Annotated in this window: 26 protein-coding genes and 4 tRNA genes; 15 read left to right on the top strand and 15 right to left on the bottom strand. The window is 70.2% G+C overall.

The window, feature by feature from the left end; translation table 11 throughout:
* Window positions 1–41: 41 nt before the first annotated feature.
* Window positions 42–1721, bottom strand: coding sequence for a putative bifunctional diguanylate cyclase/phosphodiesterase (locus ACZ5J1_RS06250; RefSeq protein WP_464563550.1), 1680 nt, complete (start codon window positions 1719–1721; stop codon window positions 42–44).
* A gap of 105 nt (window positions 1722–1826) precedes the next feature.
* On the opposite strand from ACZ5J1_RS06250, the gene ACZ5J1_RS06245 reads away from it, so the two are divergent.
* Window positions 1827–2444 carry a ClpP family protease gene (locus tag ACZ5J1_RS06245; RefSeq protein ID WP_464563548.1) on the top strand — a complete coding sequence of 206 codons (618 nt, stop codon included), beginning with the start codon at window positions 1827–1829 and terminating at the stop codon, window positions 2442–2444.
* Window positions 2441–3085, top strand: a complete 645-nt coding sequence (locus tag ACZ5J1_RS06240) for a ClpP family protease (protein WP_464563546.1) — start codon at window positions 2441–2443, stop codon at window positions 3083–3085. Before ACZ5J1_RS06245 ends, ACZ5J1_RS06240 begins: the two co-directional genes overlap by 4 nt.
* On the opposite strand, the gene ACZ5J1_RS06235 is transcribed toward ACZ5J1_RS06240, so the two are convergent.
* The 5 genes from ACZ5J1_RS06235 to ACZ5J1_RS06215 all read right to left on the bottom strand — a co-directional run bounded on the left by ACZ5J1_RS06235 (window position 3040) and on the right by ACZ5J1_RS06215 (window position 4288).
* On the bottom strand, window positions 3040–3369 hold the full coding sequence (locus ACZ5J1_RS06235) for a helix-turn-helix domain-containing protein (protein WP_464563544.1): 330 nt from the start codon (window positions 3367–3369) through the stop codon (window positions 3040–3042). The genes ACZ5J1_RS06240 and ACZ5J1_RS06235 overlap by 46 nt on opposite strands.
* A gap of 58 nt (window positions 3370–3427) precedes the next feature.
* Window positions 3428–3499 (bottom strand) — tRNA-Val (locus tag ACZ5J1_RS06230).
* A 37-nt stretch (window positions 3500–3536) separates the two neighbouring features.
* A tRNA-Cys gene (locus ACZ5J1_RS06225) sits at window positions 3537–3607 on the bottom strand.
* A 41-nt stretch (window positions 3608–3648) separates the two neighbouring features.
* Window positions 3649–3721: transfer RNA gene (locus tag ACZ5J1_RS06220), tRNA-Gly, on the bottom strand.
* A gap of 132 nt (window positions 3722–3853) precedes the next feature.
* On the bottom strand, window positions 3854–4288 hold the full coding sequence (locus ACZ5J1_RS06215; RefSeq protein WP_464563542.1) for an SsgA family sporulation/cell division regulator: 435 nt from the start codon (window positions 4286–4288) through the stop codon (window positions 3854–3856).
* A 119-nt stretch (window positions 4289–4407) separates the two neighbouring features.
* On the opposite strand from ACZ5J1_RS06215, the gene ACZ5J1_RS06210 reads away from it, so the two are divergent.
* From ACZ5J1_RS06210 to ACZ5J1_RS06200, 3 genes are all read left to right on the top strand, one after another.
* A tRNA-Val gene (locus ACZ5J1_RS06210) sits at window positions 4408–4479 on the top strand.
* A 98-nt stretch (window positions 4480–4577) separates the two neighbouring features.
* Complete coding sequence (locus ACZ5J1_RS06205; RefSeq protein WP_464563540.1) at window positions 4578–7370, top strand: hypothetical protein; 2793 nt, start codon at window positions 4578–4580, stop codon at window positions 7368–7370.
* Complete coding sequence (locus ACZ5J1_RS06200; protein ID WP_464563538.1) at window positions 7367–8857, top strand: ATP-binding cassette domain-containing protein; 1491 nt, start codon at window positions 7367–7369, stop codon at window positions 8855–8857. The genes ACZ5J1_RS06205 and ACZ5J1_RS06200 overlap by 4 nt, the downstream gene beginning before the upstream one ends.
* On the opposite strand, the gene ACZ5J1_RS06195 is transcribed toward ACZ5J1_RS06200, so the two are convergent.
* Window positions 8818–9690 (bottom strand): acyl-CoA thioesterase domain-containing protein, encoded by an 873-nt coding sequence (locus ACZ5J1_RS06195; protein ID WP_464563536.1) that lies wholly within the window; start codon window positions 9688–9690, stop codon window positions 8818–8820. The genes ACZ5J1_RS06200 and ACZ5J1_RS06195 overlap by 40 nt on opposite strands.
* A 57-nt stretch (window positions 9691–9747) precedes the next feature.
* Between ACZ5J1_RS06195 and ACZ5J1_RS06190 the strand changes: the two genes are divergently transcribed.
* Window positions 9748–11385 (top strand): FAD-dependent oxidoreductase, encoded by a 1638-nt coding sequence (locus ACZ5J1_RS06190; RefSeq protein ID WP_464563534.1) that lies wholly within the window; start codon window positions 9748–9750, stop codon window positions 11383–11385.
* A gap of 22 nt (window positions 11386–11407) precedes the next feature.
* Window positions 11408–11848 (top strand): N-acetyltransferase family protein, encoded by a 441-nt coding sequence (locus ACZ5J1_RS06185; RefSeq protein WP_464563532.1) that lies wholly within the window; start codon window positions 11408–11410, stop codon window positions 11846–11848.
* Window positions 11849–11954: 106 nt separating this feature from the next.
* On the opposite strand, the gene ACZ5J1_RS06180 is transcribed toward ACZ5J1_RS06185, so the two are convergent.
* The 4 genes from ACZ5J1_RS06180 to ACZ5J1_RS06165 are packed head-to-tail and all read right to left on the bottom strand — an operon-like array spanning window position 11955 to window position 15994.
* Window positions 11955–13124, bottom strand: coding sequence for a sulfotransferase family protein (locus tag ACZ5J1_RS06180; RefSeq protein WP_464563530.1), 1170 nt, complete (start codon window positions 13122–13124; stop codon window positions 11955–11957).
* Window positions 13114–13911 (bottom strand): SDR family oxidoreductase, encoded by a 798-nt coding sequence (locus tag ACZ5J1_RS06175; RefSeq protein ID WP_464563528.1) that lies wholly within the window; start codon window positions 13909–13911, stop codon window positions 13114–13116. The genes ACZ5J1_RS06180 and ACZ5J1_RS06175 overlap by 11 nt, the downstream gene beginning before the upstream one ends.
* A complete protein-coding gene (locus ACZ5J1_RS06170) occupies window positions 13908–15113 on the bottom strand; it encodes a hypothetical protein (RefSeq protein WP_464563526.1) in 1206 nt (401 codons plus the stop codon). Before ACZ5J1_RS06170 ends, ACZ5J1_RS06175 begins: the two co-directional genes overlap by 4 nt.
* Window positions 15113–15994, bottom strand: coding sequence for a TIGR03619 family F420-dependent LLM class oxidoreductase (locus ACZ5J1_RS06165; RefSeq protein ID WP_464563524.1), 882 nt, complete (start codon window positions 15992–15994; stop codon window positions 15113–15115). The genes ACZ5J1_RS06170 and ACZ5J1_RS06165 overlap by 1 nt, the downstream gene beginning before the upstream one ends.
* Before the next feature lie 47 nt (window positions 15995–16041).
* On the opposite strand from ACZ5J1_RS06165, the gene ACZ5J1_RS06160 reads away from it, so the two are divergent.
* From ACZ5J1_RS06160 to ACZ5J1_RS06145, 4 genes are all read left to right on the top strand, one after another.
* Window positions 16042–16572 carry a nitroreductase/quinone reductase family protein gene (locus ACZ5J1_RS06160; protein WP_464563522.1) on the top strand — a complete coding sequence of 177 codons (531 nt, stop codon included), beginning with the start codon at window positions 16042–16044 and terminating at the stop codon, window positions 16570–16572.
* A complete protein-coding gene (locus ACZ5J1_RS06155; RefSeq protein WP_464563520.1) occupies window positions 16569–16997 on the top strand; it encodes a nuclear transport factor 2 family protein in 429 nt (142 codons plus the stop codon). The genes ACZ5J1_RS06160 and ACZ5J1_RS06155 overlap by 4 nt, the downstream gene beginning before the upstream one ends.
* Window positions 16998–17441, top strand: a complete 444-nt coding sequence (locus ACZ5J1_RS06150) for a DUF6174 domain-containing protein (RefSeq protein ID WP_464563518.1) — start codon at window positions 16998–17000, stop codon at window positions 17439–17441. It begins immediately after the preceding gene.
* A gap of 269 nt (window positions 17442–17710) precedes the next feature.
* Window positions 17711–18949 (top strand): MFS transporter, encoded by a 1239-nt coding sequence (locus ACZ5J1_RS06145; protein WP_464563516.1) that lies wholly within the window; start codon window positions 17711–17713, stop codon window positions 18947–18949.
* Here ACZ5J1_RS06145 and ACZ5J1_RS06140 read toward each other — a convergent pair whose 3' ends face one another.
* Window positions 18950–19288 carry a hypothetical protein gene (locus ACZ5J1_RS06140; protein ID WP_464563514.1) on the bottom strand — a complete coding sequence of 113 codons (339 nt, stop codon included), beginning with the start codon at window positions 19286–19288 and terminating at the stop codon, window positions 18950–18952.
* Between the two features lie 126 nt (window positions 19289–19414).
* Between ACZ5J1_RS06140 and ACZ5J1_RS06135 the strand changes: the two genes are divergently transcribed.
* Both ACZ5J1_RS06135 and ACZ5J1_RS06130 read left to right on the top strand, forming a co-directional pair.
* Complete coding sequence (locus ACZ5J1_RS06135) at window positions 19415–20314, top strand: bile acid:sodium symporter family protein (protein ID WP_464563512.1); 900 nt, start codon at window positions 19415–19417, stop codon at window positions 20312–20314.
* 3 nt (window positions 20315–20317) lie between these two features.
* Window positions 20318–20641 carry a YbjQ family protein gene (locus tag ACZ5J1_RS06130; RefSeq protein WP_464563510.1) on the top strand — a complete coding sequence of 108 codons (324 nt, stop codon included), beginning with the start codon at window positions 20318–20320 and terminating at the stop codon, window positions 20639–20641.
* Between the two features lie 7 nt (window positions 20642–20648).
* Here the strand turns inward: ACZ5J1_RS06130 and ACZ5J1_RS06125 are convergent, their stop codons facing one another.
* From ACZ5J1_RS06125 to ACZ5J1_RS06115, 3 genes are all read right to left on the bottom strand, one after another.
* Window positions 20649–21404, bottom strand: a complete 756-nt coding sequence (locus ACZ5J1_RS06125) for a class I SAM-dependent methyltransferase (protein ID WP_464563508.1) — start codon at window positions 21402–21404, stop codon at window positions 20649–20651.
* A 3-nt stretch (window positions 21405–21407) separates the two neighbouring features.
* Window positions 21408–22106 (bottom strand): class I SAM-dependent methyltransferase, encoded by a 699-nt coding sequence (locus ACZ5J1_RS06120; RefSeq protein WP_464563506.1) that lies wholly within the window; start codon window positions 22104–22106, stop codon window positions 21408–21410.
* Window positions 22107–22217: 111 nt separating this feature from the next.
* Window positions 22218–22421 carry a cold-shock protein gene (locus ACZ5J1_RS06115; RefSeq protein ID WP_464563504.1) on the bottom strand — a complete coding sequence of 68 codons (204 nt, stop codon included), beginning with the start codon at window positions 22419–22421 and terminating at the stop codon, window positions 22218–22220.
* Window positions 22422–22652: 231 nt separating this feature from the next.
* On the opposite strand from ACZ5J1_RS06115, the gene ACZ5J1_RS06110 reads away from it, so the two are divergent.
* Window positions 22653–23123, top strand: coding sequence for a GNAT family N-acetyltransferase (locus ACZ5J1_RS06110; RefSeq protein ID WP_464563502.1), 471 nt, complete (start codon window positions 22653–22655; stop codon window positions 23121–23123).
* A gap of 19 nt (window positions 23124–23142) precedes the next feature.
* On the top strand, window positions 23143–23895 hold the full coding sequence (locus tag ACZ5J1_RS06105; RefSeq protein ID WP_464563500.1) for a VOC family protein: 753 nt from the start codon (window positions 23143–23145) through the stop codon (window positions 23893–23895).
* Window positions 23896–23902: the final 7 nt, after the last annotated feature.

Here is a 23902-nt window from a genome sequence, read left to right as displayed (position 1 = left end):
CCGCAGATGCTATCGAGCGAAGGGGCCGACAACGCACTCGGTTACCGGGCGACCCCGATGAACCGCTCCAGCTCGTCGCGGCTGAGGCCGGGCGAGAACAGGAACCCCTGACCACCCTGGCAACCGCGACTGCGCAGGTAGGCGGCCTGCTCCTCGGTCTCGATCCCCTCAGCCAGCAGGGCGATGCCGAGCGAGCGGGCCAGCGCGATGATGGCGTCGACGATCGCGTCGTCGGCCGGGTCGGCGCCGAGCCTGGCGATGAAGGACCGGTCGATCTTGAGGGTGTCGAAGTTGAACCGACTCAAGTAGGCCAGGCTCGAGTAGCCGGTCCCGAAGTCGTCGATGGCGACCGCGACACCGAGGGAGCGCAGCCCCTCGAGGACCTCGGCACTGCGGGTCGGATCGGTCATCAAGGTGCCCTCGGTGACCTCGATCTCCAGCCGCGAGGGGTCGAGTCCGGTCTCGGCGAGGACCTCACGGACCAGGCCGACCAGCGGCGAGATCAGGAACTGTCGGGGCGAGACGTTGATCGCGACCCGCATCCCGCCCGGCAGGTCGGCGATCTGTCGACAGCCCTCACGCAGCGTCCACGCGCCGATCGCGCCGATCAGGTTGCTCTCCTCGGCGATGGCGATGAAGTCGGTCGGTGAGACCGCCACGCCGTCGAGGTCCCAACGCACGAGTGCCTCGACGCTCACCACGCTGCCGTCGGCGAGATTGACCTGGGGCTGGAAGACCATGTGCAGATCCCCGGCCTCCAGTGCTCCGTTGAGCGCCTGCTCGAGGTCGATGCGCTGCCGCGAGGCGTAGAGCATCGCCGCTCGGAAGCGCGCCAGTCCGCCCTCGCTCGCATCGGCAACGCTGGCGGCCAGCTCGGCCTCGTGCAACAGCTCCGCCGGTTCGGTCGCATCCTCCGGGTAGACCGACATGCCGATCCCGACGTTGACCCGGAGGTCCCGTCCCTCGACCGACACCGGGTGTCCGGCGATGTTGAGCACCGCCTCGATCCGCGGGTCGAAGGTCTGGTCGTCGCCGGTCGCCGTCGTCGGGATGGCGACCGCGAAAGCCGGAGCAGCCAAACGACCCACGACGGCACCCGGGCCGGCGGCCTCCTTGACCCGTCGACCGAACTCACGCAGGATCGCGTCCCCACCGGAGGCGCCCAGTGCTTCGTTGAACCGGGCCAGACCCCGCACCCCCACACGCAGCATCGCGATCGAGCCGGCGGATTCGGTCAGGGTCTTCGTCTGCAGGAGGAAGGCCTCACGGGTGGGAAGACCGGTCAACGGGTCGTGGTTCGCGGCGTGCTCGAGTCGCCGATCGACGGCGGCCTGCAGGTCCGACTCGCGCCGCTTGCGCTCGGTGATGTCGGCGACCGCGGCGACCACCACTCGCTCACCGTCGATCACGACGGGACTGAGGCCGATCTCGACCGGGATGTCACGTCCCGAGGAGTGCCGGGCGAAGAGATCGCGGCCCGATCCCATCGGGCGTGCCGAGGGATGGGCGAGGAAACCGGCCCGGAATCCGGGATGGGAATCGCGGAACCGCTCGGGGATGAGGTCGGACAGCGCGCGGTCGACGAGGTCGCCGCGCGGGTAGCCGAACATCGCCTCGGCCTGGTGGTTCGCCACCAGGATCCGACCCGATGCGTGCACCATCAGCATCGCGATCGGGGATGCCTCGATGAGCAGATCGACATTGGTCTGCTCGACGGACATGGGAGGGAGCCTAGGACCTTTCGCCCTGGTCGTCCTCTGCTCGGGGCAGATCCGCTCTCGGGCGATCCCCTGGTCCGGGTGCGAGGCGTGAACCAGGCTCGAAGCATGACCTCCGAACCCCTCGCCCCCAGTGCGCTCGACGACCAGATCGTCGCCCGCCTCCAGCACCAACGCGTGATCGTCCTCGGCCGTGAGGTCGACGACGCGATCGCCAACCGGATCTGCGCCCAGCTGCTGCTGCTCAGTGCCGAGGACCCCCACAGCGACATTCACCTCTACATCAACTCCCCCGGCGGATCGGTGACAGCCGGGATGGCGGTCTACGACTCGATGATGCTGATCCCCAACGACGTGTCCACGCTGGGGATGGGTCTGGCCGCCAGCATGGGCCAGTTCCTGCTCACCGCCGGCACCCCGGGCAAGCGCTTCGTCCTGCCGCACACCGAGGTCCTCCTGCACCAGGGCTCGGCCGGCTTCGGTGGATCGGCGAGCGACATCGAGATCCAGGCAGCTCGTCTCGAGCGGATGAACGACCGGATGCTCACCATCACCGCCGAGCTGAGCGGGCAGGCGGTCGAGCAGGTCCGTACCGACTCGATGCGGGACAAGTGGTTCACCGCCACCGAGGCCGTCGCCTACGGTCTCGCCGACGCGGTGCTCACCGACCCCACCGTGGTGACCGGCGTCGCTCGCCCCGTCGTCGGACTGGCGGGTGTCCGATGAGCAGCTACACCATCCCCTCGGTCGTCGAGAAGACCCGCCACGGCGAGCGCGCCGTCGACATCTACAGTCGCCTGCTGAGCGATCGGATCGTCTACATCGGCACACCGATCGACGACGGCGTGGCCAACGTCGTGATCGCCCAGCTCCTTCACCTGGAGTCAGCCAACCCGGACGCGGAGATCAACCTGTACCTCAACAGCCCCGGTGGCGAGCCGACGGCGATGTTCGCGATCTACGACACGCTGCAGTTCATCCGGGCACCGATCGCCACCGCCTGTGTCGGACAGGCGGCCTCGACCGCTGCGGTCCTGCTCGCGGCCGGGAGCCCAGGCCGCCGCACCGTTCTCCCGCACGCCCGGATCGTGCTCGACCAACCCTCGGCGGGAAGCCGTGGCACCCTCCCCGATCTCCAGGTGGAGGCCAAGGAGGTGGCACGGCAACGCTCCGCCCTGGTCGACCTGTTGGCCGCTCACACCGGTCGAAGCGTGGACCAGGTCCGTGCCGACACGGAGCGGGACCTGGTCCTCAGCGCGTCCGACGCGGTGGCGTACGGCGTCGTCGACCGGGTCCTCGCGAGCAGGAAGGTGGCGACCGGTCAGGCCGCCATCGCCAGCGGACCGCTGGGAGTGACCGTGTCCTGACCGCGCAGGGTGCGGCTGACCCGTTCGGTCAGGTCGAGCAGGCCGAGCCCGAGTGCGCCGCCGATCGCCTCGACGACCTCGGAGCTCGGGTCCTTCCGGCCACGCTCGACCTCGGAGAGGTACTGGGTGGAGACTCCGGCAGCACCGGCGACGTCGGCCAGGGTGCGGTCCTGCTCGGTCCGCTCGGCGCGCAGCTCGCGGCCGATCAGCTCCCGCAGCAACGGCGCGGGCTGGCCGGGGTCAGGAATCGGTGTCGTCCGCGGAAACTGGATCAGGTCACCCATGCAGCCACCGTAGTACGCACGAAGCCCCGATCAAGTCTGATCGGGGCTCCGTGTTCGGTGGACGATACTGGGATTGAACCAGTGACCTCTTCCGTGTCAGGGAAGCGCGCTACCGCTGCGCCAATCGTCCGTGCGTATTCAGTTGTGGTCCTGCGGGTTGTGCTGTGAGGTGGGTACGGGATTTGAACCCGTGTACACGGATTTGCAGTCCGTTGCCTCGCCTCTCGGCCAACCCACCGTGGAGGCCTACCACTCACTACAAATCTGAGTGTTCCTCAGAGCGGACGACGAGACTCGAACTCGCGACCCCGACCTTGGCAAGGTCGTGCTCTACCAACTGAGCTACGTCCGCATGCTTACTTCCCCGGGGTTTCCCCCGGCTGGGCTTGCGTCGAGAACATTAGCGGATCGCCCCAGGGGCACCAAATCCGGGGTGTCGGAGGCCCGATTCACGCGTGAAACAGGGCTAACGGACTGGGAGAACTCAGTTCGACGCCGTGCCGAGGAGGTCGGCGACCAGGGCATCGAGATCGATGTGGTCGCTCTCGGTGCCGACCGGCACGGCGACGAAGGTGCGGGCGAGGAAGGACTGGATCTCGGCGGACTCGGCGTGCGCGACCAGATGGCCGTCGGGCGAGGAGAAGTCCAGGATCACGACGGCGCGACCGTCGGGCTCGACGTGCGGGTGCACCTTGAAGTCACCCTCACCGCACGAGGTGGCCAGACCCTGGAGCAGGGCGGTGCGCGAGACGATCCACTCCACGTCGCCGGCGGCGGAGTGGAAGACCATCGACAACGCGTACGGATCGTTGCTGCGGTAGCCCAGCGTCGTCGGCACCGTGACCTCGCGACCCCACGGGTCGAGGCAGGTGAGCGTGATGTTGTGAGAGAACTCGGTGTTCACGTGCGGCTCATACATGGGACTCCCCCTTGTTCAGGCGTTTCCCTTTCAACGACGGTCGAGCGATTTGGATCCGAGACTTAGGTCCCGAATTTCACTGTCGATTTGTACTGCGCTACTGTTCTGACTCGCATCACGGGTGATTGGCGCAGTGGTAGCGCGCTTCGTTCACACCGAAGAGGTCACTGGTTCGAACCCAGTATCACCCACCGTGGCAAGGACGGCCCCTGGCTCTGCAGCAGCAGATTCGGGGGCCGTTCTGTTTTCCTCCCGCCGTCGGGACCTGCTGGGGAGCAGACTGACGCCCATGCGGTTCAGCCTCGCGCTCGCCCAGCTGCGCCACCTGGGGTGGCGGTGGCTGGTCGCCGCCCTCGGAATCGCCGTGGTCGCGACCCTGCCCGTGGTCGCCGCCATCGAGGCCGATCAGGTCCGACGCGAGGTGGTCGCCCAGGCCGTCGACGCCCTGTCCCCGGCCGACCGGCTGGTCGCGGTGACCGGCGAAGCCAAGGATCCTCGACCGCTGCTGAGCGAGCTGACCCCCACTCCGGCGATCCGCCAGCTGGAGTTCCGCCAGCTGAGCAACCGGGGCGAGGCCTTCCAACCCGCCGCCGTCGACGATCTGCGCGACCGGGCCGACCTGACCGGCGGGCACTGGCCTGCGCCGTGCACCGCGACCCGCTGCGAGGTCCTCCTCGCCGGTCGCGGACTCGGCGCCGCGGCGCTGGAGCCGTTGCGCAGCGCCGTCGCCGAGCTCGGCCTCGCGGTCGTCGGAACGGCGGAGCTCACCGATCCCCGGGTCGCGACCGGCCCGTTCGACCCGGCGACCACTCCCCTGCTGCTCGGGACCGACGTCGACGGCCTCAGGTCGCTGCCCGCCCTCGCGGCGCTGACGTCGCACCTGGACTGGATCACGACCCTCGACCCGGACCGGGTGGCCGAGCTCGGCGTTCCGGACTTCCTGGACCGGGTCCGGTCCGTCAGCGCGGAGCTGGCGGCAGCCGATCCCGCAGGACAGCTCCTGATCACCACCACCTCGCTGAGCGCGGCCGATGCGCGAGCGGGCCGAGCGACCTCCACGTTCCCCCTGGTCGACGGCCTCGCGGCGGCCCTGATCATCGGTTTCGCCCTGGTCGGAGCCGCCGGCCTCGTACTTCATCTCCAGACCCTGGGCGGCGTGCTCCGGCGGCGCGGCGCCACGGAGCGGACGAGTCGCTCCGTGCTGCTGCTGACGTTGGCTCTCGTGGTGCTCGGGGGCGCGGTCGCGGGTCTGCTGGTCGCCGTCCTCGTCGCTCTGCTCCGGGGCACCCCGGCCGCGCCGCTCGGCCCCGCCGTCGCGATCGGCGTCGGCCTCGGCCTGCTCGCCCTGGTGGCCGCGGCAGCGGTCGTCGTGGTGGACCCCGGCCGTGCAGGTGGCCTCCGGCGCGGCGTGGAGACCGCGATCGTGCTGGCCCTGCCAGCCGTGGCCCTGGCCGCGGCACGGGGGAACGACTCCGGCGGAGACCCGTTGGTCTGGGTGCTGCCGGCGGCCGTCTGCCTCCTCGCCGGCCTGATCGCCGCCCGCGGCTGGGCTCTCACCCGTCCCCTGGCCCGGCGACGTCTGCCGCTCCCCCTCCGACTCTGCCTCGCTCACGGCGGTGCGCTGCGCCCAGCGGCGACAGCCGGGCTGCTCGCGGCAGCGGTGACCACGATGGTCTTCGCCGGCGGGTACGGCGCCACCCTGGCTGCGGCCGCCCAGGACCAGGCCGCCTGGCAGGTGCCGACCGGCGTCCGCCTGGACCCGGCCGGCAGCACCCCGCTCACCACCACCGTTCCCGCGCCGATCTCCGGGCTCGAGGGCGTGCTCCGCAGCGCGGGCAGCGTCGAGTCCAGTCCGGGGGTCCACGACACCGTGTCAGTCCTCGGCGTACCGAGTGACCTGGTCGCCGGGATCGACCGCTGGTCGCGCACGACGGGCTCGGACCGGTCGGCTCCCGAGGTCGCTGCGGCACTCCGCGGCTCCGGCACCCCCCGGACCTACCCGTTGACCGAGGGCGCCCTCACCCTGCCCGTCACGGGCTGGGACGCCGCCCTCCTCGGACGCCTCTTCCTCCGTGGCACCGACGGACGCGCGGGCACCGTGGCGCTCCGACCGAGCCGGACCACCGGGAACGAGCTCACCGGCCCCCTTCCGTCGGGCGGACCGTGGCGAGTGACGGCCTTCGTGGTCACCGAGCAGCCCGACCACCTCCAGCAGCGGCTGCACGCCAGCGGCGAAGGCACCACCGACGTCGCACCCCCGGCCGGCGACCTCACGTTCGGCGAGAACACGCTCGGCCTGCCGGTCCGGACGACGCCGTACCGACTCGACGGCGCGCCCCTGGTGATCACCCCGGGTCCCGCCCCGGTCGTCCCCGTCGCCGTCGATCCGGCGACCGCGGCCCTGGCGCGCAACGGCACCCTGCAGATCACCGTCGGCGCCCCCCTCGAGGTCCGCGTGGTGGCCGTGATGCCCCGGCTGCCCTCGGCCGGGCCGGCGTTCGTGCTGGCCGACCGGGACACCCTCGCCGACGCGCTGGACGCCGTCCAACCGGGCCAGCAGGTCGCTGAGCTCTGGGGGCGCACGACTCCGCCCGAGCTCGCCACCGCGCCGACCCTGCGGACCCAGCACGAGGTCGCGCAGGCGCTGCGCCAGGACCCGGCGGCCCGCGGTGGCCGGACGTTGCTGACGGTGCTCGGGTACGGCGGCCTGGCCCTGGCCGGGCTCGCCGTCATCGTGCTCGTCCTCGCCGAGCGGCGCGACGGCGCCCAGGCGCTGCTCACCTGGGAGTCCGAAGGTGCCACCCCGGCGACCCTGCGCAGGATGCTGGCCCTCCGACCGGTCCTGGTGGGCGTGATCGCCCTGCCGGTCGGCCTGGTCGCCGGACTGCTGCTGGTGCGCGGGGTGGCCGGGGTGATCGCCGTGGAGGCGTGGGGACGGGCGATGGAGCCTCCGTTGATCGCCACCAGCGGGGCCGGTGCGGCGATCGCGGTCGCGGGCACGCTGGTCGCGGTGGCGATCGCGTGCACCTGCACGGCGTTCCTGCTGCGCGAGCCGACCCCGGCGGGGGTGACCCGGCGATGATCGAGATCCACGACCTGTTCTGTCTCTACACGCTGCCCAGCGGCGACGCGGTCGCGGCGCTGCGCGGCCTGAGCCTCACCGTCGCGGCGGGTGAGGCCGTCGCCCTGGTCGGACCCAACGGCGCCGGGAAGTCCACGCTCGTCCGGGTCGTCACCGGGGAGGTGAGCGCGAGTGCCGGCGCCGTCAGCATCGACGGGCGCGCGCCCGGGACCGCGGTGCGGCGCGACCTGCTCGGCATCATCGACCAGCAGTCGCTGCGGACGCTGCGTCCCGAGCTGAGCGTGCTGGAGAACGTCGCGCTCCAGTCCCGGCTCAGCGGCGTCGGCCGGGCCGAGGCCCGCGACCGGGCGGCCGCGGTGCTGGCCGAGCTCGGGGTGAGCGAGACCGATGCGTTCGCGGACGGCGAGGTCCACCGGGTCGCGATCGCCGCCGCGCTCGCCCACGGCCCGCGGGTGATCGTCGCCGACGAACCCACCAGCGGGCTCGCCCCCGAGGCGGCCGCGGCCGTCCTCCAGCACCTGCGTCGGGCGGTCTCCGATCGGGGCGCGAGCCTGCTGCTCGTCACCCACGACCCGACGACGGCCGCGATCGCCGACCGGGTCGTGCGGATCCGCGACGGCCGGATCTCGGAGGAGTGGCGGCCCGGGCAGCCCGAGCGCAGCGTGGTCGACGACCGCGGCTGGTTGCGCCTCCCGGAGCCCGAGCGCGCCCGGATGGGACGCCTGGTCGTGAGCGAGCCCGTCCCGGACGGGGTGCGGCTGACCCCGGCCGAGGCAGCGACCGGTGCGGCTGACCCCGGCCTGGCGGTCCCCCCGACCGCAGCGTCGCCGGTCGGCCCGCTGGTCGAGGCGACCGGGCTCCGCGTGCACCGCGGCGGCCGCCCCCTGCCGCTGCCGTCGGAGCTCCGACTCGACACGGCTGGGGTCACGGTCGTCTCCGGCGCCTCCGGGGCGGGCAAGTCGACGCTGCTCGACCTGATCGCCGGCTTCGAGGACGCGGACGAGGGCGACGTCCGCGTGGCGGGAGAGTCGTGGCGGGCGCTGTCCCGGTCCGACCGGGCCGTCCTGCGACGGCGCTGGGTGGCGATCGTGCAGGACCGGACGACGGTGGCCGACGAGCTCGACGCGGCGGCCAACCTGGTGCTGGCGCGCCAGGTCCGCGGGCTCGGGCACGGCTCGGTCGACGCGGTGCGCGAGGTGCTCGACCTGCTGGATCTGACCGCACTGGCCGGCCGCCCGGCGGGGGTGCTCTCCGGCGGCGAACGTCAACGGCTGATGCTCGCCCGGGTGATCGACTCAGGGCGTCCGTTGCTGCTGCTCGACGATCCGACGTCGCAGCAGGACGAAGCGCACGCCGGGCTGGTCGCACAGGTGCTCCGGGAAGCGTCAGCGGTCGGACGGACGATCGTCGTCGCGACTCACGATCCGCTGGTGGCGGCCCTCGCCGATCAGGCGATCGTCCTGGAGAACCCCGCCCCTTCGACGTGATGCGGGTCGTCGCTGAAGTTCACGGTGCGACGGACGTTGCCCAGCGCGCTGATCGTGACCGTGCCGAAGGTGCCGCCCCGGTCGAACACCTCGGCCACCCCGGCCGCGACGCCGTCGGAGGAGACGTGGTCGATGGCGCGCATGCCGAGCTCGCCGGTGAGCGGTCGTCGGCTCAGGGTGATGACCAGATCGGTGTTGATCCACTCCACGCCCGCGTCACCCCAGTTGGTGAGCATGCTGGCCGTGTCCGCGATCGCGGCGACGGTGACGAACGGGGTCATCGGTTCACCGAGCACGGTGGGGACCGGGGTCTGCCAGGTCTCGTGCCGGCCGGCGTTCTGGTGGGCACCGAAGTCGGTCGACCAGTCGGTCGCGCTGCGCCACAGCGGCAGTCGCAGCTCGGTGCCGACGGGAGCCACGTCGAGGGACGGCGGGGTGCCACGGTCCGTGCCGGACCAGACGGGGCCGGTCGGCTGGGCACCGGGCTGCAGGAAGGTGGCGCTGCCGCGGGCCACGACCCGGTCGATCGTCTCCCCGTCGACCTCGGCGTGCTGGTGCACCTCGGCGTCGATCAGCAGGATCCGGGGACCCTCGCGCACGATCGTGGTGGTCACCCAGGTCGGGGTCATCCGGGCGGCACGGAACAGGTCGACGCGGTAGCGCGCGGGCACCATCTCCGAACGGCCCTGCGCGTCGAGCCGTTCCTCGATACCCTTGGCCAGCAGGCCACTCACCGCGACACCGTGCATCTGGTCCGAGCTCCACAGGCTGGCCGCGATCGGCAGGGGCGTGAAGGTGTCGCCGGTGCGGGTGAAATAGGCCGCCTCACTCATATCGACACCCTAACCCAATTTCTAGAACGTGTTTCAGTTCTGGGATAGGATCACCGCATGACATATGTCATCACGCGTTCCTGCTGCAACGACGCCTCCTGTGTCGAGGTCTGTCCGGTCGACTGCATCCATCCCACGCCGGACGAGCCCGGTTTCGGTACCGCCGAGATGCTCTACATCAACCCGGACGACTGCATCGACTGCGGCTCCTGCGTCGACGCCTGCCCCGCCACCGCGATCTACGCCGAGATGGAGGTCCCGCGACACCTCGCGGACTATCTCGCCGTCAACGCCGACTACTTCGAGTTCACCGGCGAGCAGCCCGCTCCCGGCTTCCCGCCGCGCTCCGGCCCGAAGGCCACCGACCAGGCCTCTCCGCTGAAGGTCGCCGTCGTCGGTTCGGGCCCCGCTGGGTGGTACGTCGCCGACGAGCTGTCCACGAACCGCCGTGCCGACGTCGAGGTCACGGTGATCGACCGGTTGCTGACCCCCGGCGGCCTGGTCCGCTTCGGTGTCGCGCCGGACCACCTCGACACCAAGGGCGTCACCGAGACGTTCGACAAGATCGCCAACCACCGCCGCACCCGAACCGCCTTCGGCCTCGAGATCGGCACCGACGTCACCCATGCCGAGCTGATGGAGCACTTCCACGCCGTCGTCTACGCGACCGGCGCCTCCCGCGGCCGCTCGCTCGGCCTGGCCGGGGAGGACCTGCCCGGTTCGGTCGCGGCTGCTGAGCTCGTCGGCTGGTACGCCGGCCACCCGGACCGTGCCGCGCTCGACCCCGACCTGTCGCACGCGCGCGCGGTCGTGATCGGCAACGGCAACGTCGCCCTCGACGTCGCCCGCCTGCTGCTCGCCGGACGCGACCACCTCGAGGCCTCCGACGTCACCGCCGCCGCCCTCGAGGCGCTCGACGCGAGCTCGATCGAGGAGGTCGTGGTGATCGCCCGGCGCGGTGCCGCCGAAGCAGCGTTCACCAGCCCCGAGTTCCGTGCCCTGGTGGACCACCCCGACTTCGACGTCGTCGTCGAGGCGTCGGAGACCGAGGGTCTGGCCGAGCTGCTCACCCCCGACGAGCGCACCCCGGCCACGTTCGCGCTCAAGGAGAAGGCCTCGCTGATCCTCCAGGCCGCCGCGTCGACCGGCAGCAAGGCCAAGCGGATCGTGTTCCGGTTCGGCCTGACCCCCGAGGCAGTCCTGGGCACCGACCACGCCACGGGACTCCAGGTCGTCCCGACGACCGGCGGTGCCGCCGAGGTGATCGAGGCAGGTCTGATCGTCCGGGCGACGGGTTACCTCTCGATCGCGGTGCCGGACGTGCCGTTCGACGAGAACCTCGGCCGTTTCGCCCACGAGGGTGGCCGCGTCCTGGACCCGGCCGAGGGTTCGCGCGTCCCGGGCACCTACGTCAGCGGCTGGGCCAAGCGCGGTCCGAGCGGCGTGATCGGGACCAACCGCGAGTGCGCCGCCGAGACCGTGCGGGCGGTGCTCGACGACTACGTCGCCGGGGAGCTGGCCGAGCCGTCGGCCAGCGCGTTCAGCGAGTTCCTCGCCGAGCGCGAGATCGCCGCGATCGCCTACCGGGACTGGAAGGTGATCGACGCCGCCGAGATCGCCGCCGGCAAGGCCGTCGGCCGTCCCCGGCTGAAGATCTCCGACCCCGAGGCCCAGCGTCTGACGTTGAACGGCTGACCCGGTTCCGTAACCTTCGGGAGTGGCCCCGACCTTCCGCATCGAGCCTGCACGCCCGCAGGACCACCACGACATCGTCGCCGTCCTCGACGGCTGGTGGGGTCGTCCGATGCGGCACCTGCTGCCGTCGCTGTTCCTCGACCACTTCCACCCGACGAGCTTCACCGCCCGGTACGCGGACGACACGCTGGCGGGCTTCCTGGTGGGGTTCCTCTCCCCCGCGCGGCCGGACGAGGCCTACGTGCACTTCATCGGCGTCGACCCGACGCTGCGAGGTTCCGGGCTGGGGCGCGAGCTGTACGGCCGGTTCTTCGAGCTGGTCCGTGCGGCCGACCGGCACGTCGTCCGCGCGGTCACCTCGCACGTCAACACGGCATCGGTGGCCTTCCACGAACGCATCGGGTTCAGCTCCGACCACGGGAGCAGCGAGGAGTACGTGCTGTTCGTCCGGCGGCTGGACTGAGACGGCTGACCGAGACGAACGAGGGGGCGGGGGTGCCGAAGCACCCCCGCCCCCTCTCACTCTCCGCGGACACCCCACCTGACGCCGTGGAGAGAGTCTGTGGCGCTCAGGAGAACGCGGCCCGCACCTGGTCCTCGGTGAGCCCGTAGTCGGCGAGCGTGTAGACGTGCGACGGCTTGGTCTTGCCGTGCTTCGACTCCTCGTCGATCAGCGTCACCTCGGCCTGCGCCTCGGCGCTCCACGTCATCCCGAACCGGTCGTAGATCGCGGCCACGGTGCCGAACGGGTCGGCGACCAGGGACTTGAAGTCGACGTCGATGAACTGCGCCTGGTCGTACTTCGCCCGCGCCGTGGTGAAGGTCTTCCACGAGCGGGAGAGCATCTCCAGCTGGGTCGACCCGATCGTCTCGCCGACGAACGTGGTCGACATCCCCACGGTCGCCTCGGCGGAGAGGGAGCAGGCCGAGGCCATCAGCGTGACCGGGTCACGCTGGCAGTTCACGATCAGCGCGTCCGGGTAGATCGCCATCAACGAGTCGAGCGCGGCCAGGTGCGACGGGTTCTTGAGCACCCAGCGCTTCTCGGGGTCGTTGAGTCCGATCAGCTGGAGGTTCTCCTTGTGCCGGGCATAGGCGTCGTTCCAGTCCTGGCCGGCGAGCCACGTCGAGTAGCGCGGCACGTTGGCCAACGACTCGAAGCTGATCGACTTGCCGGTCTGGCGCAGCAGCCGCCAGCACTCCTCCACGCTGGTGGCATCCATGTAGTGGATGCCCATGAACTCGGGGTTCTCGATGTGGTGGGACTGGAACGCCCCCTGCATCGCGTTGAAGATCGGGTCGTCCTCCCAGGTCGACCGGGGAGGTCGCGGCTGGGGGAACTCGGTGAGCCACATCTCCAGGCCCTGGTGGCCGGGGTCGGCCGCCAGGAGGCGGTGCAGGGCCGTCGTACCCGTGCGCGGCAGGCCGGTCACGAAGATCGGTCGCTCGATCGGCACGTCGGCGTGCTCCGGGAACTCCGCGAACCGGGCCTGGGTCATCAACCGCCCGACCAGGGCGCTCTTGACCTGGGCGCGGTGGAAGTAGTTCCCGATCGGGGTCAGGCCGGCCTCGGGCGAGGCGAGGTCCTCGACCAGGATCGAGAAGCCCTCCTCGAACCCCGACCCGGGCTCGATCCCGAAGTCGGTCAGCCCGGTGGTCCGGATCGCCGCTTCCTTGATGTCGTCCAGGCTGCCGACGTCCGCGCGCTGGCGGGGGCCCTCGACGGTCTCAGTTGGCATGGAACTCTCCGCAGTCCACGTTGAGCATCGTGCCCGTGATCGCGCTGGCCAGGTCGCTGGCGAGGAACAGCGTCGCCTGGGCGACCTCGTCCGGGCTCGCGAGCCGCTTGAGGTCGGTCGGTGCCGCCTTCTCCGCGTAGACCTCTTCGTGGGTCCGCCCCGACTCGGCGGCGAGCCAGTCGAAGTAGGCCTTGTTCACGTCCTCGTAGATGTACGACGGCGCGACGCTGTTGACCCTGATCCCCCGCGGCCCCAGCTCGGTGGCCAGGCTGGAGGCCAGGTGCGCGAGACCGCCCTTGGAGAGCTTGTAGCCGGCGTACTCGGGCTGGCTGGAGTACACCACGCAGGAGTTGAGCATGATGATCGAGCCGCCCGGCTTCTCCGGGGTCTCGGCCAGGGCGTCGGCGAAGAGGGCCGAGAGCCGCAGCGGCGCGAAGACGTTGGTCTCCTGGGCGATCCGGAGACTGTCCACGCTGAGGCTGGTCAGCGGGTCCATCGGCGGGATCGCGAAGGCGTTGTTGATCAGGCAGTCGACCCGGCCGAACTCGTTGAGCGCGGCCTCGACGAGGCGCTCCCGTGCCACCTCGTCCTGGATGTCGGTGGGGACGACCAGGGCGCGACGGCCCATCTCACGGACGGTGGCCGCCATCTTCTCCAGCCGCGACTCCGTGCGGCTGACCAGCACCAGGTCGGCCCCCATGGCAGCGGCCTGCTCCCCCAGTGAACGGCCCAGACCGGGTCCGACACCGGAGAGAACGATGACCTTGTCCTGCAGAAGTGGAATCAACTGAGCATCCTCCGTGCGATGGCCCGCTGGCGGGCGGTGATTCGGTCGGCCCACTGGCCGGCCGTCAGGGGTGCAGCTCCCGCAAGGTGTGCGGGGACATCGGCGAGCTTCACGACCTTGGCCGTGGGTCCGTCAGCGGCGGTGAGATCCCGCGTGAGGTGCTGCCAACGCAGCATGATCGGTCCCGTCTGGTGACCGGTGGCCTCGAGCCAGTTGGCGACCGCGCGCTCGTGCACCGGCGGGCGTTCGGAGATGACGAACCGCATCACTCCGTCGGCGTCGGTGACGGCCTGCGCCTTGGTCAGGCTGGTCTGGTGGGTCTCGTAGTCCGTCGACGCGTACCAGTCCGAGCCGATCTGGATCGCCTGGTAGGCGGCGTCGTCGCAGCGTGGGACCTCGACGATGAGTGCCTCGTCGTCGGCGAGCTTGTAGTGCCCGATCGAGGAGAACTGGCTCGCCAGCCCGCCCGGCGTGGAGGCCGGGACGGTCAGGGTGTTGGCCGGCTCCTTGTACTGGAACCAGTGCGGGAACGCGAGCCAGGTCTGGATCGACCCGGTGAGCAGGCGGGCCGCGACGTCGTACTTGCGCTCGAGCCGGCTGCGGACCAGCGCCTTGGCCGGCTTGCCGACCGTGTCGGTCCGCTCGATCCAGAGCGTGCCGCGCTCCTCGGTGTTCCAGTCGTTGAACACCTCACGGATGATCAGCGTCTTCGCGCCCTGGTCGTACGGACCGAGGTGCAGCTCGAAGGTGCCGTCGGGGGCGATCTCGAGCTCGCGGTCGTCGAACGCGGCCAGGGACGGCGGCGCACCGTTGACGTCGTACCCGCCGCCCATCACCTGGAAGGACAGGTCGGCGCTGGTGCCACGCTTGCCGCGCAGCACGTACGACGCCCCGTCGGTGATCCAGGCGTGGAAGTAGACCGCGTCGGGGTTGTCGAGGCCCTGCTTGGAGAACTGGTGCGTGGAGTTGATCAGCACCGGTCGGTCGAGGTCGTAGTCGAAGCTGAGCTGGAGCGAGGCCCGGATCCGGCCCGACAGGTAGTCGTAGCCCTCGAGCAGGTCCTGCTCGGTGTGGATGTTGGGCGCGGTCTCGATCAGTCGCTCGGCCTCGGCGATCGCGTCGATGAAGGGTTGCGTGATGCGGGCCCTGTCGACGGCCTGGTCGGCCGCCTGGTCGGCCGCGTCGTCGCTGGTGTCAGCCATCAGTTCACCTTCTCGATGATGGTTTCCGCGTACTTGTTGAGGTGACGGATCTTGGTCTCCAAGGGCTCGGTGTCGTCGCCGACGATGTAGGGCACCCGGAATCCGACGATCACGTCGGTCACGCCCTTGTCCTCGAGGCGCTTGATCCCGTCGGGCGTGTAGGCGTCGTAGGAGATGACGTGGATCTCGAACTCGTCGGGGCCACGGGTGTCGCCCTCGGCCTTCCGGATCTCGGCGAGCCGGTCGAGCATCCGGTCGAGCTCCTCGCCGTCGCCGCCGGCGTGCATCCAGCCGTCGCCCTTGCGCACCGCCCGCTTGAGGGCCGCGTCGGAGTGACCGCCGACCAGCAACGGGACCGGCTTCGTCGGAGCGGGGCACTGCTGGAGCGGAGGGAAGGAGTAGAACTCGCCGTCGAAGCCGAAGAACTCCCCTGAGTTGAGCCCACGCAGGATGTCCATGCACTCGTCCATCCGCTTCCCGCGCCGCTCCCACGGCACGCCGAGGGCGAGGAAGTCGTCGGGCCACGGGCTCAGCCCGACGCCGAGGCCGAGCCGGTTGTCGCTGATCACCGCCAGCGAGGAGACCTGCTTGGCGAAGAGCACCGGCTGTCGCACCGGGAGCTTGTAGACGAACGGCGTCAGCCGGAGCGTGCTCGTCACCGCGAAGAGCTGGGCGCAGAGCACCGTGGCCTCGATGAACTCCTTCCCCTGCAGGAACTCCCGGTCGCCGGTGTCGGTGTAGGGATAGGTCGAGTCGGACTCCTCCGGATAGAGGATCGAGTCCGCGACCGTCATCGAGGTGTAGCCGGCCGCTTCGGCGGCTTGGGCGAGAGGCACGTAGTAGGCCGAGCGCGTCATCGCCTCGGCGTAGGTGAACCGCATGACCGTCACACTAGAACGTGTTCTAGAAATGTGCCAGAGTTCACACCATGGGACTTCCAACCGCTCGCCCCGACGGCCTCGACTCCCCGGCGACGGTCACGCTGATCAAGTACGGGTCCAAGATCAACACCCGGCTGTTCAGGCTGACCAACGGTCGCGTCGGCGGGAAGTGGCGGATCGGAGCGGGCTGGAAGAAGCCGGTCCCGGTCCTGCTGCTCGACCACGTCGGCCGCAAGAGCGGCGCCACCTTCACCGCTCCGCTGCTGTTCATGGCTGACGGTCCCCGGTTCGTGATTGTCGGCTCCCAGGGCGGACTGCCGAAGGACCCGCAGTGGGTGCGCAACCTCGTCGCCCAACCCGACACCACCGTGCACGTCCCCCGCCAGGGCCGGATCGCGGTCCGGGCCCGGATCGCCGACGAGACCGAGCGCGCCGAGCTGTGGCCGCGCCTGGTCGACCTGTACGCCGACTTCGCCACCTACGAGGCCTGGACCGACCGGGTGATCCCGGTGATCGTCCTGGAGCGCAGCGACGAGACCGCACCAGACCGCCGCGACACGACTGGAGAGAACGCATGATCGACATCGAGAGCCGCACCGAGATCACCGACGCCCTGATCCGCTACACCCTGGCCGTGGACCTGGGCACCTGGGACGACCTCGACACGGTCTTCACCCCCGACGCCCAGATCGACTACACCGAGTCGGGCGGGCTGTCGGCGACCTTCGCTGAGGTGAAGCCGTGGCTGGCCGAGAACCTGCCCGCGTTCTCCACCAAGCGGATGCACACCCTGGGCCAGGTGGCCTTCCGGGTGGACGGCTGGCCGGCCGACCAGGCTCAGGTGACGGCGTACTTCCACAACCCGATGCTGATCAGCGACGGGGCCGGCGGTGAACGGCTGGTCGAGGTCGGCGGTTTCTACCACCACACCTTCATCCGCACCGGGGTCGGCTGGCGCAGCGAGAAGCTGCACGAGCAGGTCGTCTGGACCCGCGGGTTCTGAGTGCGACGCTTCGCGGTCGCATGCGGGCTGGCTCCGGCCGCTCTGGCCCTGTCCGGGCTCGCCGCCTGCGGCGAGAGCGACGGTTCCGCGGCTCGCGACCCGCTCCCGTCCGTGGGACCGGTCCCTGACTCGTACCGCTTCGTGCTGGAGTCGTCGTGCGGCGAGCGCACCCTCATCGGCCGGTTCGACGTGGTCGTGCGCGACGGACGGGTCGCGTCCGTCGAGAGCCTCGACCCGACGTCGTCGTACCGACCCGACGTCACCGACGTGCCGACGCTGGCCGGACTCGCCGAGCTGGCGGAGTCCGCCGAGCCCGGGGCCGAGGTCGACCTGCAGCTCGATGAGGCCGATCTCCCCCGGTCCTTGTCGATCGACCACGACACCCGGGCGATGGATGACGAGGAGTGCTACGAAGTCAGCGACCTGGTGATCGCGCCCGCCTAGCGGCGCCGATCAGCCACATCCCGAGGAACACGACCGCCGTCGTAGCGAGGGCAACGGGCCACGCTGAGGATCCGCAGTCGACCTCGCCTCCCACGTGGTTCCAACAGGTCGGTGGGCTGCTGTCCTGGCCGCTGGCCGGGTCGAGCAGCAGGAACAGGACGACGCCGCCGAGAGCAGCCACGGCGACATCGCGAACGCGTGGACCAGTCACATCGGCCACCCCTCCCCCGACTGCGCCCCATGCCCAGCTCGGTCACTAGTTTCTTCCCATGGACTCGCCTCGCCAAGCCTCGTGGACGGGTCCGCTGCGACACCGCGACTTCCGGTTCCTCGTTGCCGGCGCCTCGGTGAGCTCGTTCGGGAACGCGATCACCCCGATCGCGCTCGCGTTCGCCGTCCTCGACCTGGGCGGCTCGGCCACCGAGCTCGGCCTGGTGGTGGCATCGTTCGCGGCGGCCGAGGTCACCACGACCCTGATCGGCGGCGTGCTCGGGGACCGGGTCTCACGCAAGCTGATGATGGAGGGCTCGGCCGCGGCGAGCGCCGTCGTCGAGGTCGCGATGGCACTGACGTTGCTCACCGACGTCGCGACCATCCCGATGCTGGCCGGGCTCGGCATGGTGACGGGTGTCCTGTCGGCACTCAGCCAGCCGTCGGCCCAGGCGATGACCCGACTGGTCGTCCCGGCCGACGACCTGGGTGACGCGGTGGCGGTCCGGGCCCTGTCCCAGCAGCTCGGCATGGTCGTCGGAGCGGTCGCCGGCGGCGTGCTCGTCGCCGTCGCCGGGGTCGGGTGGGCGGTGCTGATCGACGCCGCCACCTTCGCCTTCGCGGCGTTCGCCTACTCCCGGCTGCGGGTCGAGCACACCCGACCGGACGGCCCGCGACCGTCGATGCTGGCCGACCTCGGCGAGGGTGCTCGCGAGGTCCTGCGGCACACCTGGCTCTGGCTCCTCATCGGCCAGGCGCTGGTCTACCACCTGTTCTACGGCGGCGCTCAGAACGTCCTCGGACCCGTCGTGGTCGGGGAGGGCATCGGCCGCGGAGCCTGGGGCCTGGCGCTCGGGGCGATGATGACCGGGTTCGTCGCGGGCGGGCTGGTCTGCCTGCGCTGGCGACCCCGCCGAGCTCTGTTCGCGGGAGCGGTGATGCTGACGTTCACCTGCCTGTTCCCGTTGGCGATGGCGCTCTCGGACCAGCTGCCCGTGATCCTCGCCGGCGCGTTCCTCCACGGCCTCGGCCTGTCGATCTTCTCGGTCTTCTGGGACCTCTCGATCCAGCAGAAAATCCCGGAGGACAAGCTCGCCCGGGTCTACTCCTTCGACCTGGTCGGGTCGTTCGTCGCCCGCCCGATCGGGCTGGCGCTCACGGGCCCCGCCGCCGCAGCGGTCGGGGCCCGCACGTGGCTGCTCGTCGTGGCCGGCGCGCTTGCAGTCGTGGAGGTGGCCGCCCTCTTCTCACGCGACGTACGGCGCCTCGAGATAGCTGCGCCGACGGTCAGCGCCTGATCAGCGGCGAACCGCGCGAGCGACCTTCTTGACCGCGTCGGCGCCAGCCCCGACCCCGCGCGGGATCAGCCGCAACGGCTTGCGGTTCGCCAGGTCGAGGACCGAGTCGGCGATCCCCCAGGGGAGCTTGCCCTCGGACAGCTCGACCAGGGTCTCCAACGGCAGGCCGAGGGTCATGTCCTCCAGCTCCTGCCGCTCCTTCTCGGTCGCGACCGGCGGGAGCTGGCGCACGATCATCGCCTTGAACCCGCGCCCGGGCAGCGTCGTGGCCAGCTCGGCCACGGTGGACTGACGCGTGAAGGGCCGGACGGGCGTCGACGGATTCTGGTCGTTGGTCATGGGGTCTCCTGTCGGGGCTTCGGACCGCGGCGCGGCATCGCCGCAACGTACCGCGGATCCTCGATCCCGGTCGGCGATCGAGATCCGGGTGTAACTTTCGTCACGTCACCAGAAGGGGATCAGGCAATGACCGACTCACCGCTCATCAGCATCGGCCTCCCGATCGCTCTGGCCATCATCATGTTCGGCCTCGGGCTCGGCCTGACGGTCGGCGACTTCAAGGCGGTGGCCCGGAGCCCGCGGGCGGTGGTGGTCGCGCTGGTCATGCAGATCCTCGTCCTGCCCGCGATCGCCTTCGTTCTCGTCCTCGCCTTCGACATCGACCCGCTGCTCGCGGTCGGCGTGATGCTGCTGGCGTCGTCGCCGGGCGGTACGACGGCCAGCCTGATGAGCCACCTCTTCAAGGGCGACGTCGCACTGAACATCACGTTGACGGCCATCAACTCGGTGATCGCGGTGGTCACCATCCCGGTCATCACGAACCTCGCGATCAACCACTTCGAGGCGGACCAGGACCTCGGACTCCAGTTCGGCAAGATCCTGCAGGTCATCGCGATCGTCCTGATCCCCGTGGTGATCGGGATGTACGTCCGCTCACGCGCACTCGGGTTCGCCGTGCGGGCCGACCGTCCGGTCCGGATCTTCTCCATCACGGTCCTCGTGGTGGTCTCGATCGGCGCCATCCTCGGCGAGAAGGAGCACCTCGGCGACTACCTCCAGCAGGTGGGACTGCTGATGGCCCTCTTCTGCGTGCTGAACCTGACCCTCGGCTATCTGGCGGCCCGCACCCTGAAGCTGAGCGAGCGGCAGTCCATCGCGACCTCGTTCGAGATCGGCATCCACAACACCACCGTGGCGCTCACGATCGCCCTCAGCGTGCTCGACAACGAGGAGGTCGCGATCCCCATCGCCGTCTACTCGATCCTCATGTACCCGATCGCCGCAGCCTTCGGGGTGGCCATCACTCGCGTTCGCACACGCAGCGACGCCCCAGCGACCGCAGCGCCCTCAGGATCGGAGAAGTAGCTCGTGATCATCGTGTCGACCAACGACGTCCCCGGTGCCCGCATCACCCACACCTTCGGGGAGGTGTTCGGGCTCACCGTCCGGTCCCGCAACGTCGGTTCCAACATCGGGGCAGGGTTCAAGGCGCTCGCCGGCGGCGAGCTCAAGGGCATCACCCAGCTCCTCCAGGACTGCCGACGGGAGGCCCTGGCTCGGCTGGCGGCAGAAGCCGAGACCCGTGGCGCCAACGCCGTGGTCGCCTTCCGCTTCGAGACCACCGAGTTCGCCGGGACCGGCATCGAGGTGTGCGCCTACGGCACCGCCGTCAGCATCGAGCCGCTGGGCTGAAGGTCGGCTAGGCCTTGGTCGCCACCACGGTGTAGTTCTCGGCCTCGAGGCTGAACGTGCTCAGCTCCGTCCTGAGGCCGACCCGGTGCAGGTCGGCCTCGAGCTCGTCGTGCCGGTAGGGCCAGCACGACAGCAGCTCCGAGCGGACCAGCACCGACCCAGGCGGATCGACCTGCGCGACGGCGATCTCGATGTGGTGCTCGTCCTCCCACTGCGGCGCGATCTCCCAGCGGTAGACCAGGACGGCATCGCGGCCGTTCCGGCGGACCAGTCGGTCGCTGATGTCCAGCCGGGACCCTCGGGCCCGCACGAGCTCCCAGGTGCGGGAAGTGAGCACGAGACGGCCGCCAGGGCGCAGGAGCAGTGCCATCGCGGCCAGAGAAGCGAGCCTGCCGCTCGCACCCTCCGCGTGGTGCAGCGAGTTGCCGACGCAGAACACCAGGTCGAAGGTGGCGTCATCGAAGTGGTCGGGCAGCTCCTGCCACGCCGCCCGCACCGTCCGGACCCCTGCCCCGAACTCCTCCGAGAGCTCCGCGGTCCGACGCACCATCGCCTCGCTGGCGTCGGTCGCGACGACCTGCAGGCCACGACCGGCGAGACCGACGGCCAGCTGTCCCGTTCCGCAGGAACAATCGATAACACGAGCCTGCGACGGCAGATCGCTGATGAACTCGTCGAAGGAGGCCGCGAAGTCGGCCGGTGCCAGCTTCGCGTCCGAGATCAGCCACTCGTACACCTCGGCCAGCTCGCCGTAGCCACTCATGGCTCAGACCGTCTCCAGGACGAAGAACAGGAAGCAGATGAACGACTGGCCAGGCTCCAGGCCCGGGGGCAGAACATCCTGGGGTGTGTCCGGCGCAGGAGGCGGTTCGCTGACGGCCGTGATGCGGAAGCCGGCCTTCGCGAAGGAGTCCGACACGGCGCTCAGGGGTCGGTGCCAGAAGGTCAGCCACGTCACCTGACCGTCGAAGACGTAGTCCTCGGAGTACTTGGTCACCGCGAAGTAGTCGGCCTCGGGGTAGTTGATCGGGTACGCACAGGGGTGGTTCACCGAGACCAGGAGGCGCCCGCCCGGTTTCAGCACACGTCGCAGCTCAGCGAGGGGACCTTCCCAGTCCTCCAGGTAGTGGAGGACGAGGGAGGCGATGACCGCATCGAACTCGCCGGCGGCGAACGGCAACGGCTCGGCGAGGTCGGCTACGTGCAGGTCGGCATCCTCGCCCAGCCGCTGGCGGGCCAGGTCGACCATCGCGGCACTGGAGTCGACGCCCGTGACCACGGCTCCCCGTGCACGGAGAGCGGCCGTCAACGGCCCGGACCCGCACCCTGCGTCGAGAACCCGCTGGCCGGTGACCTCGCCGGCCAGGTCGAGCATCGCCGGGCGCTCGTAGTAGGCGTTGAAGAGACCGGACTCGTTCTCGGCCGAGTACGCCACGGCGAACTCGTCATAGTCGCTGGCAGTCACGCTTGGACACTATCGAGCCGTCAGCGGCGGGTGAAGGTCGCGACCCCGTCGGGCCGGCAGAAATGCAACGAGCCCCGACCGCCGAAGCGGTCGGGGCTCGTCTACGCGAAATCAGATCGCGCGGACGTTCTCAGCCTGCGGACCCTTGGGGCCGGAAGCGAGGTCGAACTCGACCTTCTGGTTCTCGTCGAGCGACTTGAAGCCGTTGGTCTGGATCGCGGAGTAGTGAACGAACACGTCCTCGCCGCCGCCGTCCTGCGCGATGAAGCCGAAGCCCTTTTCAGCGTTGAACCACTTGACGGTTCCCTGAGCCATGATTGTTTCCTTTGTTCGTACCGGAGGGCACTGTGCCCTCTGGCTGCTGAAGACATCCCCGGTGCTGATGTCCAGCGAACCGAAAACCAGGAGAGTGAGATACAAACCGCGCATCTGTTGTGCGGCCAGGACGGCAACAGCCGCCCCTTCAACACCACCACGGTACGCCATCTAGGTCGACATCAACAGATCCACGCCCCGACAACCCCAGTGCAATGCGAGAGTTGAGGCGTGAGCCCGCGGATCGCCACCCCTTCCGACGCCGCCGTCGTCGCGACGCTGCTCGATTCCTTCAACCGCGAGTTCGACACACCGACGCCGGGGATCCCCGTCCTGACCGAGCGACTGAGCACCCACCTGGCCGGTCGGACGATGTTCGCCGTGCTGATCGGCGAGCCGGCCATCGGCGTCGCCCTGGTCTCGCTCCGCCCCACCGCTTGGTACGACGGCCCCGCGGCTCTGCTCGACGAGCTCTACGTCGACCCCGACCATCGCAACCGCGGACTCGGCACGATCCTGCTCGGCGCCGTCGAGGACGACGTACGGCGACGGGGCGGCGATGTCCTGGAGATCAATGTCGACGGGGAGGACGTCGATGCGCGCCGGTTCTACCTGCGACACGGCTACACCGACACCGAGCCGGGACAGAGCGAGCCGATGCTCTACTTCTTCAAGGAGTTCGGCGCGGGCACCCCCGAGTGAACCCGCTAGGTTGCCGCCCATGCCTGAGACCGGTGTCGTCGCGCTCAACCACGTCGGAGTGAGCGTCGCCGACCTCGCCCGCGCTCGTGCCTTCTGGATCGACGGCCTCGGCGCGATCGATCACGGCGGCTTCGGCTGGCCGGTCGGGACCGCTCCCGCCGACGAGTCCCTCGCCACCGAGGGCACCTCGGCCGAGGTCGTGCTGCTGCGCACCGACACCGCCTTCCTCGAGCTCTTCGCGTTCAGCACTCCCACCCCGGCCCAGCGCGCCTCGGACGCGCCCGGGGTGGCCGCGCTGACCTGGGCGGTCCCCGACGTCGCCGAGGTCCGAGCCCGACTGGGCCTCGACGACACCGCCCCGGTGATCTGCCCGGACGGGACACCGATCGAGCTGGTCACCGCCGAGCCCGGAAGCGCCGGCCTCGTCGGCGTCCGGCTCCGGGTGGCCGACGCCGGCACCCACCCGCTGCCGACGATCCCGGGCCCGGTCCGGGTCGAGCTCCAGAACGGCGGCTCTCAGGAGCCTGCCCGTCCGGTCGACCTGGGCGTCAACCACCTCTGCCTCGACGTCGCCGGGATCGCCGAGCTCCGGGCGGACCTGGACCGCGTGCGCTGGCACCACCCGGTCACCGAGTCCAGCGGCGGGATCGCCGCGGTCTGCTACGGCACCACCGACGACGGCGTCCTGGTGGAACTGCTGGAGAGCAGGAGCCCCGAGGCGTTCCTGGCCCGCTGCCGACTCACGGCGGGCACCTCTTCCACAACCGACTGAGCGGTGG

The sequence above is a fragment of the Nocardioides sp. JCM 18999 genome (assembly GCF_055391175.1).
Note: the sequence above shows the minus strand (reverse complement) of the source record. Positions and strands in the feature narration are given on the sequence as shown.

Coding starts and splice junctions, on each gene's coding strand:
- ACZ5J1_RS06250 (WP_464563550.1), bottom strand. CDS start 1,721: ATGTCCGTCGAGCAGACCAATGTCGATCTGCTCATCGAGGCATCCCCG.
- ACZ5J1_RS06245 (WP_464563548.1), top strand. CDS start 1,827: ATGACCTCCGAACCCCTCGCCCCCAGTGCGCTCGACGACCAGATCGTC.
- ACZ5J1_RS06240 (WP_464563546.1), top strand. CDS start 2,441: ATGAGCAGCTACACCATCCCCTCGGTCGTCGAGAAGACCCGCCACGGC.
- ACZ5J1_RS06235 (WP_464563544.1), bottom strand. CDS start 3,369: ATGGGTGACCTGATCCAGTTTCCGCGGACGACACCGATTCCTGACCCC.
- ACZ5J1_RS06215 (WP_464563542.1), bottom strand. CDS start 4,288: ATGTATGAGCCGCACGTGAACACCGAGTTCTCTCACAACATCACGCTC.
- ACZ5J1_RS06205 (WP_464563540.1), top strand. CDS start 4,578: ATGCGGTTCAGCCTCGCGCTCGCCCAGCTGCGCCACCTGGGGTGGCGG.
- ACZ5J1_RS06200 (WP_464563538.1), top strand. CDS start 7,367: ATGATCGAGATCCACGACCTGTTCTGTCTCTACACGCTGCCCAGCGGC.
- ACZ5J1_RS06195 (WP_464563536.1), bottom strand. CDS start 9,690: ATGAGTGAGGCGGCCTATTTCACCCGCACCGGCGACACCTTCACGCCC.
- ACZ5J1_RS06190 (WP_464563534.1), top strand. CDS start 9,748: ATGACATATGTCATCACGCGTTCCTGCTGCAACGACGCCTCCTGTGTC.
- ACZ5J1_RS06180 (WP_464563530.1), bottom strand. CDS start 13,124: ATGCCAACTGAGACCGTCGAGGGCCCCCGCCAGCGCGCGGACGTCGGC.
- ACZ5J1_RS06170 (WP_464563526.1), bottom strand. CDS start 15,113: ATGGCTGACACCAGCGACGACGCGGCCGACCAGGCGGCCGACCAGGCC.
- ACZ5J1_RS06165 (WP_464563524.1), bottom strand. CDS start 15,994: ATGCGGTTCACCTACGCCGAGGCGATGACGCGCTCGGCCTACTACGTG.
- ACZ5J1_RS06160 (WP_464563522.1), top strand. CDS start 16,042: ATGGGACTTCCAACCGCTCGCCCCGACGGCCTCGACTCCCCGGCGACG.
- ACZ5J1_RS06155 (WP_464563520.1), top strand. CDS start 16,569: ATGATCGACATCGAGAGCCGCACCGAGATCACCGACGCCCTGATCCGC.
- ACZ5J1_RS06145 (WP_464563516.1), top strand. CDS start 17,711: ATGGACTCGCCTCGCCAAGCCTCGTGGACGGGTCCGCTGCGACACCGC.
- ACZ5J1_RS06140 (WP_464563514.1), bottom strand. CDS start 19,288: ATGACCAACGACCAGAATCCGTCGACGCCCGTCCGGCCCTTCACGCGT.
- ACZ5J1_RS06135 (WP_464563512.1), top strand. CDS start 19,415: ATGACCGACTCACCGCTCATCAGCATCGGCCTCCCGATCGCTCTGGCC.
- ACZ5J1_RS06125 (WP_464563508.1), bottom strand. CDS start 21,404: ATGAGTGGCTACGGCGAGCTGGCCGAGGTGTACGAGTGGCTGATCTCG.
- ACZ5J1_RS06115 (WP_464563504.1), bottom strand. CDS start 22,421: ATGGCTCAGGGAACCGTCAAGTGGTTCAACGCTGAAAAGGGCTTCGGC.
- ACZ5J1_RS06105 (WP_464563500.1), top strand. CDS start 23,143: ATGCCTGAGACCGGTGTCGTCGCGCTCAACCACGTCGGAGTGAGCGTC.